The organism is Blautia sp. SF-50, assembly GCF_900101315.1.
In the GTDB taxonomy this organism is placed as follows: domain Bacteria; phylum Bacillota; class Clostridia; order Lachnospirales; family Lachnospiraceae; genus Blautia_A; species Blautia_A fusiformis.
In genome coordinates this window covers 1-13,889 of the sequence record NZ_FMUW01000052.1, presented here as the reverse complement: position 1 = coordinate 13,889, position 13,889 = coordinate 1, and the positions used below count along the sequence as shown (strand labels likewise).

Here is a 13,889-nt window from a genome sequence, read left to right as displayed (position 1 = left end):
AAGTGCATCCTTTGTATCGCGTAATTCTCGTTGCAGACGTGCGATTTCTTTTGCTTCATCACTTGCGTAATTGCCTGAACCACGAGTAGGAACAGTTCCTTCATGTTCCTTTGCTGATTTCATCCAAGTCTTTAGTGCTGATTCACTAATTCCAAGATTTTCAGCACACTTACGAAGCGCAATCTCAGGATGCTCCAACCGATATCTTACTGCATCTTCCTTAAACTCTTGTGAATACCTTGTACCTCTTGCCATAACCATTCTCCTCTCTTGATCTATGACTATCATATAATATTTATTGAAAATGGTCATGTTTATTTTGTACTATTTATATTCTAACATCACGGAAAGTAACTACAACCATTCAGACGACCACAACAGTCATGGCGGCTTCAGCTACTGCCGGCAAAGCGAATGCAGCTTCCACAAAAAAAGTAGAAAGCATCAACATGGACAGCAAATATTCAGTAAGCAATATTGCTTCCATTGCACCGAAGATGGACAGCAGGGTGCTCAAAGCCTACAAGAAGCTTGGATTTACTGTAACGATCGATCCGTCTGTTAACTACGGAGGCTGCTTTAACGCACATTCAAGAAGCATCATCCTTCGTTTTGAGAATGAGACAATCTACCATGAACTGGGACATTTCCTTGCTTTTGTTGCGGGAAACGTAGACAGAACAAATCATTTTGCCGCAGTTTATAACAGCGAAAAATCCAAATTTACAGGTATCAACAGAAGCTATGCAACGCAGAACAGTTCAGAATATTTTGCAGAATCAGTGCTTGAGTATGTAACAAGTCCGTCAACACTTAAGAGACAGAGACCAAAAACGTATGCAGCGATCGTGGCGGCTCTGAATAAAATTACCGATGAACGTATCCAGAGGGTCATGGATATATACGGACCGTTCTGGAGCTAAAAAAGAAGCATACAGGAATGTTGGATCTGTCCGGGAAGAGATCTCCCGGGCAGATTTTTTTCTTTTTTGTGAGAAAAGTATAAAAAAAATGTCGATAAATATTTCTTGCAATAGACTCTATAAGGTGTGTATAATGAAACATAAGCTGAAAACACGCTTTCATTCAAAAAAAGTGCAGCCATGTCAGGTTGTATCTGATTCCATAAACAACAAATATATAATTTATCAGATTTAAGAATAGAGGATTTAATATGAGAGAAAAGTATGAATCATTATCTCTGGCGGTGCTGAAGGATCTGGCAAAGGCGAGAGGGATGAAGGGAATTTCTACTCTGAGAAAACCGGCACTGATTGAGCGGATGCTGGAGGAGGACGCCAAAGAGTCCGACAGAGGAAATCCCGAAGAAGTACACAAAAGTACACCGGCAGAAAATACTGTAAAAGAAAAAAGCTATGATTCGGAAAAAACAGAATATCGTACCCGTCCGGCAGGTGAAGGACTTCAGGAGCAGCGGAAGGAATATCGTAGTGATAAGAATGAGCAGGAACACAGAAGCACAAATATCCGCAGAGAGTACAACCGTGAATATAACCGGGAAGCTACAAGGGAGAACGGGAATGTCCCGTCAGAATCCACCCAGCTGGACAGTGGTGAAAAGGCTAACGGGATCCTGGAGGTCCTTCCGGATGGATATGGCTTTATCCGATGTGAGAATTATATGCCGGGTGAGAACGACATTTATGTTTCTCCTTCCCAGATCCGCCGCTTTAATTTAAAGACAGGTGATATCATCCAGGGAAATATCCGCATCAAGACCCAGGGAGAGAAGTTCAGTGCCCTTCTCTACGTATCTTCCATTAACGGTTTCCATCCGAGTGAGGGACAGAGACGGTATAATTTTGAAGATATGACACCGATCTTTCCGAATGAGAGACTTGTCATGGAGCGTGCAGGCGGTACAACGGCTATGCGTATCGTGGATCTGATCAGTCCTATCGGAAAGGGCCAGCGAGGAATGATCGTATCTCCGCCAAAGGCAGGTAAGACAACCCTTCTGAAAGATGTTGCCAAGTCTATCCTCAGGAATAACAGAGATATGCATCTGATCATTCTTCTGATCGATGAGCGCCCTGAGGAGGTTACCGATATCAGAGAGGCGATCCAGGGACCGAATGTGGAAGTGATCTATTCTACATTTGATGAACTTCCGGAACATCATAAGAGAGTTTCCGAGATGGTTGTGGAGCGTGCGCGCCGTCTTGTAGAGCATAAACAGGATGTGATCATTCTTCTGGATTCGATCACACGACTTGCCAGAGCCTATAATCTGATCATCCCGCCAAGCGGAAGAACCTTATCCGGTGGTCTTGACCCGGCGGCTCTTCATATGCCCAAAAGATTTTTTGGCGCAGCCCGTAATATGCGCGAGGGCGGAAGCCTGACGATTCTGGCAACCGCACTTGTGGATACCGGAAGCAAGATGGACGATGTTATTTATGAGGAGTTCAAGGGAACCGGTAATATGGAGCTTGTCCTGGATCGTAAATTACAGGAGAAACGGGTATTCCCGGCCATTGATATCCAGAAATCCGGAACCAGAAGAGAGGATCTGCTTCTCAGCAAGGATGAACAGGAAGCGGTTTATATTATGCGAAAAGCTCTTAACGGAATGAAAGCGGATGAGGCAGTAGAACAGATCCTGAATACCTTTGCCAGAACCAGGAACAATGCAGAACTGGTACAGACTGTAAAGAAACAGAAATTTTTATAAAGTCCTTGCATTTTAGGGAAAGCTATGTTATACTTAGCAAGCTGTTTAAAATGAAATTCGTCAATTGAATACGAATAATATTAAATATATAGAGAGGTGAAAATCATGAGAGAAGGAATCCATCCGAACTACTATCAGGCAACTGTAACCTGCAACTGCGGAAACACTTTCGTAACAGGTTCTACTAAAGAGGACATCCATGTTGAGATCTGTTCCAAATGCCATCCGTTCTACACAGGACAGCAGAAGGCTACACAGGCTCGTGGACGTATCGATAAGTTCAACAAGAAATACGGCCTGAATAAGTAATTATTGCGAATACAGGAAATGAGAAGGTTGAGGTTGGGAAATCTCAACCTTTCTTTAACTGAAAAATTTTTAATTTGCACAGGAGAGAATGAATGAGATCATCGAATATCGGCGGACAGGCGGTCATGGAAGGCATCATGATGCGCCACAAGGACAAATATTCTATCGCAGTGCGCCGCCCGGACCAGGAGATCGAGCTGAAGGTAGAGGATTATAAATGTATCTTCGGAAATCACGCATTTCTGAAGAAACCGATCATCCGTGGTGTGGTAAGCTTTGTGGATTCTCTTGTGGTAGGCACGAAATGCCTGATGTATTCTGCGGAGATCGCAGGAGACGAGGAAGATGAGGAAACAGCCAGGAAGAATGAGCAGCTTACAGAAGAAGAGCGTTCTGCAAAGAAAGCCAAAGAGGATAAGCAGTTCAAGTGGCTTCTTTACATTACGGTAGCTATCTCCATGGTGGTTTCTGTGGCTGCTTTTATGTTTCTTCCGTATGTACTGGCCAGTCTGATCCGAGGGGTAGGTGCTTCGGAATTTCTGGTCACCATAGTGGAAGCCTTTGTGAAGCTGGCACTGTTTATGGGATATATGTTCCTGATTTCCAGAATGAAGGATATCCAGAGGACATTTATGTATCACGGTGCGGAGCACAAATGTATCAACTGTGTGGAGCATGGTCTGCCTCTGACGGTAGAGAATGTGTTAAAGAGCTCCAGGTTTCATAAGCGCTGTGGAACAAGCTTTCTGTTTCTGGTCATGCTGGTAAGTATTGTGCTGCATTTTATGTTTGTGGCGGTGCCGTTTTACTGGGTGAGACTGCTGGGAAGACTTCTCATGGTACCGGTAGTTGCGGGGATTTCCTTTGAGATCATCCAGTGGGCAGGAAGAACAGACAGTAAATTTGCGGACATTATGAGTAAACCAGGTCTTGCCATGCAGAAATTCACCACAAAGGAGCCTGCTGCAGATATGGCAGAGGTAGCCATTAAAGCAGTTGAGGCTGTTTTTGATTGGAGAGCCTATCTGAAAGAGGAATTTGACCTGGACATCCCATATGAGACAGAGGAGACAGAAAATGCAGACTCTTGAGTCCCTTCTGAAAAAAGGTACAACAATACTGAAAGATAACGGATTGGAAGAAGCCGGGCTGGATGCCTGGCTCCTTCTGGAATTTAAGACCGGAAAGAATCGGGCATATTATTTTGCGCATGGAGATGAACCGGTGTCTGATGAGACCGCAGCAGAGTATCTTACGCTGATCGACAGGCGGGCAGGACATATTCCTGTACAGCAGCTGACTCATCAGGCTTTTTTTATGGGCTATGAGTTTTATGTAAACGAAAACGTGCTGATCCCGAGACAGGATACGGAGACTCTGGTGGAAGAGGCATTGAAACACCTTGGGGATGTGGAAAAACCGGAGATCCTGGATATGTGTACCGGCTCCGGCTGCATCCTGCTCAGCCTTCTTCTGGAACGGCAGGATGCCTGTGGGACCGGTGTGGATGTTTCACCGGAAGCACTGGAAGTGGCAAAAAAGAATGCAGGTATTCTAAAGGTGGAGAACCGGGCGGATTTTGTGGAAAGCGATCTGTTCTCAGCACCGTATTTTTGTGAAAAAGGTGGAAAAGATAGTGGGAAATATGATATCCTTATTTCAAATCCGCCTTATATCGCAACAGAAGAAATTGAAACACTGATGGAAGAAGTCCGCCTTCATGATCCGAGGAAGGCTCTTGACGGAATGGAAGACGGGCTTTATTTTTACAGAAAGATCACAGCAGAGGCCGGAAGGTACCTGAAACCAGGCGGATGGCTTCTGTATGAAATCGGCTGCACCCAGGGGGAGGCAGTCAGTACAATGATGAAAGCAGCTGGGTTTACCGGGGTTCAGATCATAAAGGATCTGCCGGGCCTTGACCGTGTGGTGCTTGGACAGAAACAGGAGGAAATATATGTTTGATAAACTGGATGATCTGCTGGTACGTTTTGAAGAGCTTCTCAATGAGCTGGGAGAACCGGGAGTAACCGACGATCCGGCACATTTTCAGAAGCTGATGAAGGAGCAGAGCGACCTGCAGCCAATCGTTGACGCATATAAAGAATATAAGAAAAATAAGGAAACCATCGAGGACAGTCTTTCCATGCTGGAGAGCGAGAAGGACGAAGAGATGCGTGAAATGCTGAAGGAAGAGCTTTCCGATGCAAAAAAGAGAGTGGAGGAGCTGGAGCATGAGCTGAAGATCCTTCTTCTTCCGAAGGACCCTAACGACAGCAAGAACGTTATCGTTGAGATCCGTGGAGGTGCAGGCGGTGATGAGGCAGCACTTTTTGCAGCAGAGATTTATCGTATGTATGTAAAATACGCGGAGTCCCGCCGCTGGAAAACCGAGATGCTCAGCCTCAATGAGAACGGCATCGGCGGCTTTAAGGAGGTTACCTTTATGATCAAGGGTGAGGGTGCATATTCCAGACTGAAATACGAAAGCGGTGTTCACCGTGTACAGCGAGTACCGGAGACAGAGTCCGGCGGAAGAATCCATACCTCTACCTGTACGGTAGCGATCATGCCGGAGGCAGAAGAAATTGATTTCCATCTGGATCTCAATGAGTGTAAATTCGATGTGTTCCGTGCATCCGGAAACGGTGGTCAGTGTGTCAACACCACAGACTCCGCAGTACGTCTTACTCATATCCCTACAGGAATCGTGATTTCCTGTCAGGATGAGAAGTCTCAGCTTAAGAATAAGGATAAAGCACTTCGTGTGCTCCGTTCCCGTCTGTATGAGATGGAGCTTGCCAAGCAGCATGACGCTGAGGCAGAGGCGAGGAGAAGCCAGATCGGTACAGGTGACCGCTCCGAAAAGATCCGTACCTATAACTTCCCTCAGGGACGTGTAACAGACCACAGGATCAAGCTTACCCTTCATCGTCTTGAAAATATCCTTAACGGAGATCTGGATGAGATCATTGACAGTCTGATCGCAGCAGACCAGGCAGTAAAGCTGACAAAGCTGAATGAACAGGAGTAAGCGCTGATTACAGCTACAGAGTTCAAAAAATTATAATAAATCAGGAGGAAACGAAAATGAAAAAGACAGCACTGGTGATCATGGCAGCCGGTATCGGCAGCCGTTTTGGAAAAGGAATCAAGCAGCTTGCACCGGTAGGCCCGAAGGGCGAGATCATTATGGACTATTCCATCCATGATGCACTGGAGGCAGGATTCAACAAGGTCGTATTTATCATCCGCAAAGACCTTGAAGATGAATTCAAAAAAGTGATCGGAGACCGTATCTCCAACATTACAGAAGTTGCTTATGCATTCCAGGAGATCGACGATCTTCCGGGCAATTTTACAAAACCGGCGGACCGTACCAAGCCATGGGGAACCGGACACGCTGTACTGGCAGCAAAGAAAGTCCTTTCCGAGCCATTCGCTGTTATCAATGCAGATGACTACTACGGAAAAGAAGCTTATGTAAAGGTGCATGACTACCTGGTACAGGATCATCCGCAGGATGGCCCGATGCACATCTGCATGGCAGGTTTCCGCCTTGGAAATACATTAAGTGACAACGGAAGCGTCACAAGAGGAGTGTGCCATATTGAGGACGGCAAGCTTGTGGGCGTTACAGAGACACATAACATCTTCAAGACAGCAGACGGCGCAGAGACAAGAAATGACGATGGTACAGCAGAAACACTGGATACAAAGAGCCTTGTTTCCATGAATATGTGGGGACTGACACCGGAATTTATGGAGATCCTTGAGAAAGGCTTCGTTGAGTTCCTTGGCGGGATCAAAGAGGGAGACATCAAAAAAGAGTATCTTCTTCCTGAGCTTATCGACCAGCTGATCCATTCCGGAAAAGCAGCGGTAGATGTTCTTGAGACAAAGGACGAGTGGTTCGGTGTTACCTATCAGGAGGATAAGGCATCTGTACAGGCTGCATTCAAAAAACTTACAGATGACGGCGTTTATCCGGAAGGACTGTATCAGTAATAAAGGAGAACATTATGGGTAAATATTTCGGAACAGATGGTTTTCGTGGTGAAGCAAATGTAAAACTTACAGCAGATCATGCATTTCGTGTGGGACGTTATCTCGGCTGGTATTACGGCAGAGATCACAAGGCGAAGATCGTGATCGGCAAGGATACAAGAAGAAGCAGTTACATGTTTGAGTATGCCCTTGCGGCAGGACTTACCGCATCCGGAGCAGATGCCTATCTGCTTCATGTGACAACAACTCCAAGTGTATCCTATGTGGTACGTACAGAAGATTTTGACTGCGGTATCATGATTTCCGCAAGCCATAATCCGTTTAATGATAATGGGATCAAGGTCCTTAATGAGAACGGACAGAAGATTTCCGCAGATATTGAAGCACGTATCGAGGCATATCTGGACGGCGAGATCGAGGAGCTTCCGCTGGCAACCGGAGAAGATATCGGCTGTACTGTGGATTTTGCATCCGGAAGAAACCGTTATATCGGACATCTGATCTCTATCCCATGCCATGATTTCAAAAATATCAAGGTTGGGCTGGATTGCTCCAACGGAAGCTCATCCGCCATTGCCAAGAGCGTTTTTGACGCACTTCGTGCAAAAACCTATGTGATCAACAATGAGCCAAACGGAACCAACATCAACCGTGGCTGCGGTTCCACACACATTGAAGTTCTGAGACAGTTTGTGGTAGATAAAGGTCTGGATATCGGTTTTGCATACGATGGTGACGCAGACCGCTGTATCGCCGTAGACCACCGCGGAAACATCATTGACGGTGATAAGATCATGTATGTGTGCGGCAAATATTTAAGAGAGAAAGGCCAGCTCAACGGAAATACAGTTGTAACAACCGTTATGTCCAATCTTGGTCTTTACAAGTCTCTGGAGCGTGAAGGCATCGACTATGAGCAGACTGCAGTTGGTGACAAATACGTTGCCGAGAACATGATGGAAAACAATTACAGTATCGGTGGTGAACAGTCCGGACATATCATCTTTAGCCGCTATTCCGCTACCGGTGACGGGATCCTGACTTCTCTTATGATCATGGAGGCATGTGTGGATCAGAAGGCCACACTCTGCGACCTTGCAAAGGAGATGAAGATTTATCCGCAGCTTCTCCGGAATGTGCGTGTTTCCGACAAGAAAACAGCACTGGAGAACGAAAAGGTAAAAGCAGCCATTGAGGCAGCCGCAGAGGCACTTGGCGATGACGGACGTATCCTGGTACGTGAGAGTGGTACAGAGCCGCTGATCCGTGTTATGGTAGAAGCGGGAACGGATGATCTCTGCCATAAATATGTAGATAGTGTTGTTGATGTGATGGAAGCCGAAGGGCTTGTTGTAGAATAAGGAATTCCATGAAAAAAACAAAGACCGTATTGATTCTTGCAGCCGTTACAGGAGCCTTGCTTCTGGGCGGCTGCGGCAGTGAAAAAACAAAAATATATGAACAGGCCGGAAAGGATCTTTCCCAGGGAAGCTACAAGTATGCCCTGGAGGAGTACCAGAGCTCGATACAGAACGGAGTGAAGCTGGTACAGTCCTATCGCGGGGCAGGTATCGCAAGCCTGCGTCTTGGCAAATATGAGGATGCGGTGAATAGCTTCACGGAAGCTCTGAACTGCGATAAAGTAAGCAAAAGCCTTCGTAAGGATATCCTGTCCTACCGGGCTACTGCAGAGCTGAAGTCTGGAAAATACGAGGATGCCATGGCAGACTGCCAGACACTTGGAGAAGATTTTTCCATGGATGCAGGCAGTTATTTCCTCACCGGAAAGGTTGCCCTTGCCATGGATTCCTACGAAGAAGCCGCATCTAACTTCAAACAGGCCTATGGAGAAGATTCCACCTATGATATGGCGATCGAGATCTATGAGGCATATCTGGACAAGGATATGGAAGCGGACGGAACCAGATATCTGGAAGCTGCTCTTTCTTCTGAGGCCAAGGATGCCCAGGACCACTGTGACAGAGGCCGTGTCTACTACTATATGGAAGACTACAGCAACGCAAAAAAAGAGCTTCTGGAAGCAACCAAGAAGGATAATACGGAAGCATTGCTTCTTCTGGGAATGGTATATCTGGCCCAGGATGATGTGGAAAATGCTCAGGCAATGTACAAGCAGTATATTTCTGCAGTGGGTGATTCCGCCAAGGGCTATAATGGTCTGGCACTGTGCGATATCCGAAGCGGAGATTATGATTCCGCTCTTGATAACATCACAAAAGGCCTTCCGACAGCTACCACAGACGAGATGCAGAGTCTTCTGTTCAATGAGATCGTAGCCTATGAAAAAAAGCTGGATTTTGCTACTGCACTGACCAAGGTCCAGGAATATATTGAGATGTTCCCTGAAGATTCCGCTGCAAAAAAAGAGCGGGCTTTCCTGAAAACCAGAACGTCTTCGGAGGGCTGATATGGAATATTTTGAGGAAATACAGGACAGGGTTATCCTGATCGGTGTCCAGGCAGATCGGGGGGATGACATGGAGGAATCCCTGGATGAGCTTGGAGAACTTGCGGCTACGGCAGGTGCGGCGGTTGCAGGCAGGATCATTCAGAATCGTGAGGCCGTACATCCGGGCACCTATATCGGAAAAGGCAAGATCGAAGAGGTAAAAGGTCTTCTCTATGCCCTGGATGCCAATGGTGTGATTTGTGACGATGAGCTTTCTCCTGCCCAGATGAATAATCTGGAGCGGGAGCTGGAGTGCAAGGTTATGGATCGTACCCTGCTGATCCTTGACATTTTTGCGAAGCGTGCCGTTACAAGTGAAGGCAAGATCCAGGTAGAGCTTGCACAGCTTCGTTACCGGTCTGCACGTCTTGTGGGACTACGTTCTTCTCTTTCGCGACTTGGAGGAGGAATCGGAACCAGAGGCCCTGGTGAGAAAAAGCTGGAGACAGACCGTCGTCTGATCCGGAACAGGATATCCGCACTGAAGCAGGAGCTTTCCCAGGTAGAAAAGCACAGAGAGCTGATCCGTTCCAGAAGAGCTGTGGGAAATCTGAAGACAGCAGCCATTGTTGGCTATACCAATGCAGGAAAGTCAACACTTCTGAATACACTGACAGGCGCTTCGGTGCTTTCGGAGGATAAGCTGTTTGCCACACTGGATCCGACTACCCGTCTTCTGACACTGGATGACGGACAGCAGCTTCTTCTTACGGATACCGTAGGCTTTATCCGCAAGCTTCCCCACAATCTGGTGGAAGCCTTCAAGAGTACCCTGGAGGAAGCCAAATATGCGGATTATATCATTCATGTGGTAGATGCATCCAATCCTCAGGCGGAGATGCAGATGCATATCGTATATGAAACCCTGAAAGAGCTTGGTGCCCTTGGAAAAAAGACGATCACACTTTTTAACAAGCAGGACCGTGTTTCCGGGGAGAGCTTTCGGGATCTCCGGGCAGACCATACGCTGAAGATTTCCGCACGGACAGGAGAGGGGCTTGAGGAATTTAAGCAGCTTCTTTCTGAGATACTGGCAGAAGGACAGATTTATATGGAACGGCTTTTTCCTTATTCGGAGGCCGGTCAGATCCAGCTGATCCGTGAGTATGGACAGCTTCTTTCGGAAGAGTATACCGAAGGCGGGATTGCTGTAAAAGCAAGAGTTCCGCGGGAAATCTATCCGAAAGTCACATAATGTTAAAATATCTACTCAGTACCATATATAGTACCGTGAACAAAACGGGCACTATATATGGTGCTTTTTATGTTGACGCAAAGAGGCGTGTCTGATACAATAAGTCTACAGCGCTTTGAACATAGATCGTGAAACGGAGTGTGTTCGTAAGCAGGCAAGTGAGGCGGAATGGAATATCCGCTTATAAATAAATGCATGAGGGAGGCATTTTCTTATGTTTCAGGTAGTAAAAAGAGACGGTGAATTAGACGAATTTAAAATGGGGAAGATCACCGCGGCAATTGATAAGGCATTTGATGCCAAAGGTAAGAATTACAGTTCGGATATGATCGATCTTCTGGGACTTCGTGTTACAGCGGATTTTCAGAATAAGATCGAGAACAACCGGATTTCTGTTGAGGATATCCAGGACAGTGTGGAGAACGTACTGATCCAGGCCGGATATTCTGATGTTGCCAAGGCGTATATCCTTTATCGTAAGCAGCGTGAGAAGATCCGCAATATGAAATCCACCATCCTTGACTATAAAGAGATCGTAAACAGCTATGTAAAGGTTGAGGACTGGCGTGTAAAGGAGAACTCAACGGTTACTTATTCTGTAGGAGGTCTGATCTTAAGCAACTCCGGAGCAGTTACCGCAAACTACTGGCTGTCTGAGATCTACGACAACGAGATCGCAGATGCACACAGAAATGCAGATATCCATATCCATGATTTGTCCATGCTGACCGGTTACTGTGCAGGCTGGTCCCTGAAGCAGCTGATCCGAGAGGGACTTGGTGGTATTGAGGGTAAGATCACTTCTGCACCTGCAAAGCATTTAAGTGTACTCTGCAACCAGATGGTGAATTTCCTGGGTATCATGCAGAACGAATGGGCGGGCGCACAGGCATTTTCATCCTTTGATACTTATCTGGCACCTTTTGTAAAGGCAGACAACCTTTCCTATCCGGAGGTTAAGAAATGCATTGAGTCCTTTGTATATGGCGTAAATACTCCAAGCCGCTGGGGCACTCAGGCACCATTTTCCAACATTACACTGGACTGGACCGTTCCGGACGACCTTGCAGAGCTTCCGGCTATCGTAGGCGGCAAGGACATGGATTTCAAATACAAAGACTGTAAGAAAGAAATGGATATGGTCAATAAGGCATTTATCGAGACCATGATCGAGGGAGATGCCAACGGACGTGGATTTCAGTATCCGATCCCGACCTACTCCATCACAAAGGAATTCGACTGGTCTGATACCGAGAACAACCGTCTTCTCTTTGAGATGACTTCCAAGTACGGTACTCCGTATTTTTCCAATTATATCAACAGTGATATGAAGCCAAGCGACATCCGCAGCATGTGCTGCCGCCTCCGCCTGGATCTCCGTGAGCTCCGCAAAAAGAGCGGCGGTTTCTTCGGTTCCGGTGAGAGCACAGGTTCTGTAGGTGTTGTAACCATCAATATGCCACGTATCGCATATCTTTCCAGAACACCGAAGGAATTTTATCAGCGTCTGGATCATATGATGGATATCTCCGCGAGATCTCTTCACATCAAAAGAGATGTGATCAGCAGACTTCTGGATGAGGGACTGTATCCGTACACCAAGAGATATCTCGGAAGCTTTGAGAATCATTTTTCCACCATCGGTCTTGTGGGAATGAACGAAGCGGGCTTAAATGCATGTTGGCTGAAAAAAGACATGACAGATCCGGAAACCCAGAAGTTTACGAAAGAAGTTCTGGAGCATATGAGAAACCGTCTTTCCGACTACCAGGAGCAGTATCCGGGAGAGCTTTTCAACCTGGAGGCAACACCGGCAGAGTCCACGGCGTACCGTCTTGCCAAACACGACAGAAGCCGTTATCCGGATATCAAGACAGCAGGAAAAGAGGGCGATACTCCGTATTATACAAACAGCTCTCATCTGCCGGTTGATTATACCGCTGATATTTTTGACGCACTGGATATTCAGGATGATCTGCAGACTCTGTATACATCCGGAACTGTATTCCACGCATTCCTGGGAGAGAAACTTCCGGACTGGAAGGCAGCAGCGTCTCTGGTACGTAAGATCGCAGAGAATTATCGCCTGCCGTATTACACCATTTCTCCGACCTATTCCGTATGTCAGGAGCATGGCTACATCAGCGGAGAGCATTTCACCTGTCCGAAATGTGGAAAGAAGGCTGAAGTTTACAGCCGTATCACCGGCTACTACCGTCCGGTACAGAACTGGAATGATGGTAAGACACAGGAGTACAAGAACCGTACCCTCTATGATATTACCCACTCCCAGTTGAAAAAGGTACACACCAGCATGATGACCATGAAAGGCGACGAGGTTGAGATCCAGCCGGTGGCATCGCACAAATATCTCTTCACGACCAGCACCTGTCCAAACTGCCGTATGGCAAAGAAAATGCTGGAAGGTGAGGAACTGGAGATCATCGATGCCGAGCAGAATCCCGAACTTGTTAAGCAGTACGGGATCCGTCAGGCGCCTACACTTGTGATCACTGACGGAGCGCAGGTTAAGAAGTATGTGAATGCTTCTAATATACAGAAGTATGTGGATGAAGAGTTGGATTGAGTTTTTCGGGGCAATTGTAAATTGTAATTAAAATGGCTGGACGCATGTCTGTTTGGATGTGCGTCTGGTCTTTTTTTATATTTTTTTTATTTTTTGTCTTTTTGTTTTTATATTTTTTGGGGGGATTTTCGTTTTTGGGGAAAGGTGGTTGACATTTCATGTCGGGATGGTATACTTATACATGGGTTTAATGATTGAAAGTGTTACACTTTAATGTATGAATATATACCGCTGTAATACCGCGTGGGGGATCCGGGAATTGTTTCCCGGCGGAAATTTGCGAGGGGGAAAGCACTCAAAGTTGCGAAGCCCGTTTTCAATGCCATTTAGATAGAACATTTTGTAGATGATTCTTTATGTTACATTCTGTAATGTTTTGATATTTGGAGTGCTTTGAGAGGAAAAAATACGCAAACTTCCCCTTTGGGGTAGAAATCGTACTTTTATCCTTTAAATAACTTGTGTTTTTATCCAAAAAAAGTTATAGTATTCTTATATTAGGACACTCGGTATGCAAAGCTTACAAAGCCTTTCCTCTTTTTGGTACGGGGAAATTTCCGGCCGGGCTTGACCGGGACCAGGTAGCGTAACAGGAGTGTCTCGATATGAGGCGAGATCGTAGGAC

Annotated in this window: 12 protein-coding genes; 11 read left to right on the top strand and 1 reads right to left on the bottom strand. The window is 46.3% G+C overall.

Going from position 1 to position 13,889, the window contains the following annotated elements; genetic code table 11:
* The coding region (locus BLP57_RS16895; RefSeq protein WP_092073352.1) for a transposase at positions 1–255 on the bottom strand (255 nt) is incomplete at its 3' end.
* Between the two features lie 128 nt (positions 256–383).
* On the opposite strand from BLP57_RS16895, the gene BLP57_RS16890 reads away from it, so the two are divergent.
* From BLP57_RS16890 to BLP57_RS16840, 11 genes are all read left to right on the top strand, one after another.
* Positions 384–923, top strand: coding sequence for an anthrax toxin lethal factor-related metalloendopeptidase (locus BLP57_RS16890; RefSeq protein WP_242872665.1), 540 nt, complete (start codon positions 384–386; stop codon positions 921–923).
* A gap of 251 nt (positions 924–1,174) precedes the next feature.
* Entirely contained in the window at positions 1,175–2,695 is a 1,521-nt protein-coding gene (rho, locus tag BLP57_RS16885; RefSeq protein WP_021652109.1) for a transcription termination factor Rho, read from the top strand.
* Between the two features lie 105 nt (positions 2,696–2,800).
* Positions 2,801–3,004 carry a 50S ribosomal protein L31 gene (rpmE, locus tag BLP57_RS16880; protein WP_015526151.1) on the top strand — a complete coding sequence of 68 codons (204 nt, stop codon included), beginning with the start codon at positions 2,801–2,803 and terminating at the stop codon, positions 3,002–3,004.
* A 92-nt stretch (positions 3,005–3,096) separates the two neighbouring features.
* Positions 3,097–4,095, top strand: coding sequence for a DUF1385 domain-containing protein (locus tag BLP57_RS16875; protein ID WP_092073390.1), 999 nt, complete (start codon positions 3,097–3,099; stop codon positions 4,093–4,095).
* Positions 4,082–4,969: a peptide chain release factor N(5)-glutamine methyltransferase gene (gene prmC, locus BLP57_RS16870; protein ID WP_092073387.1), complete on the top strand. Its 888-nt coding sequence runs from the start codon at positions 4,082–4,084 to the stop codon at positions 4,967–4,969. The genes BLP57_RS16875 and prmC overlap by 14 nt, the downstream gene beginning before the upstream one ends.
* Positions 4,962–6,038, top strand: coding sequence for a peptide chain release factor 1 (gene prfA / locus BLP57_RS16865; RefSeq protein WP_015526148.1), 1,077 nt, complete (start codon positions 4,962–4,964; stop codon positions 6,036–6,038). Before prmC ends, prfA begins: the two co-directional genes overlap by 8 nt.
* Before the next feature lie 56 nt (positions 6,039–6,094).
* The gene (locus tag BLP57_RS16860) at positions 6,095–7,012 is read left to right on the top strand and encodes a nucleotidyltransferase family protein (protein ID WP_015526147.1); all 918 of its coding nucleotides are present in this window, start codon (positions 6,095–6,097) and stop codon (positions 7,010–7,012) included.
* 14 nt (positions 7,013–7,026) lie between these two features.
* Positions 7,027–8,373 (top strand): phosphoglucosamine mutase, encoded by a 1,347-nt coding sequence (glmM, locus tag BLP57_RS16855; protein WP_092073384.1) that lies wholly within the window; start codon positions 7,027–7,029, stop codon positions 8,371–8,373.
* A gap of 8 nt (positions 8,374–8,381) precedes the next feature.
* Complete coding sequence (locus BLP57_RS16850) at positions 8,382–9,440, top strand: tetratricopeptide repeat protein (protein ID WP_092073382.1); 1,059 nt, start codon at positions 8,382–8,384, stop codon at positions 9,438–9,440.
* Between the two features lies 1 nt (position 9,441).
* Positions 9,442–10,677: a GTPase HflX gene (gene hflX / locus BLP57_RS16845; RefSeq protein ID WP_022426861.1), complete on the top strand. Its 1,236-nt coding sequence runs from the start codon at positions 9,442–9,444 to the stop codon at positions 10,675–10,677.
* A gap of 214 nt (positions 10,678–10,891) precedes the next feature.
* Positions 10,892–13,264, top strand: coding sequence for a ribonucleoside triphosphate reductase (locus BLP57_RS16840; RefSeq protein ID WP_092073379.1), 2,373 nt, complete (start codon positions 10,892–10,894; stop codon positions 13,262–13,264).
* The last annotated feature ends 625 nt before the right edge of the window (positions 13,265–13,889 follow it).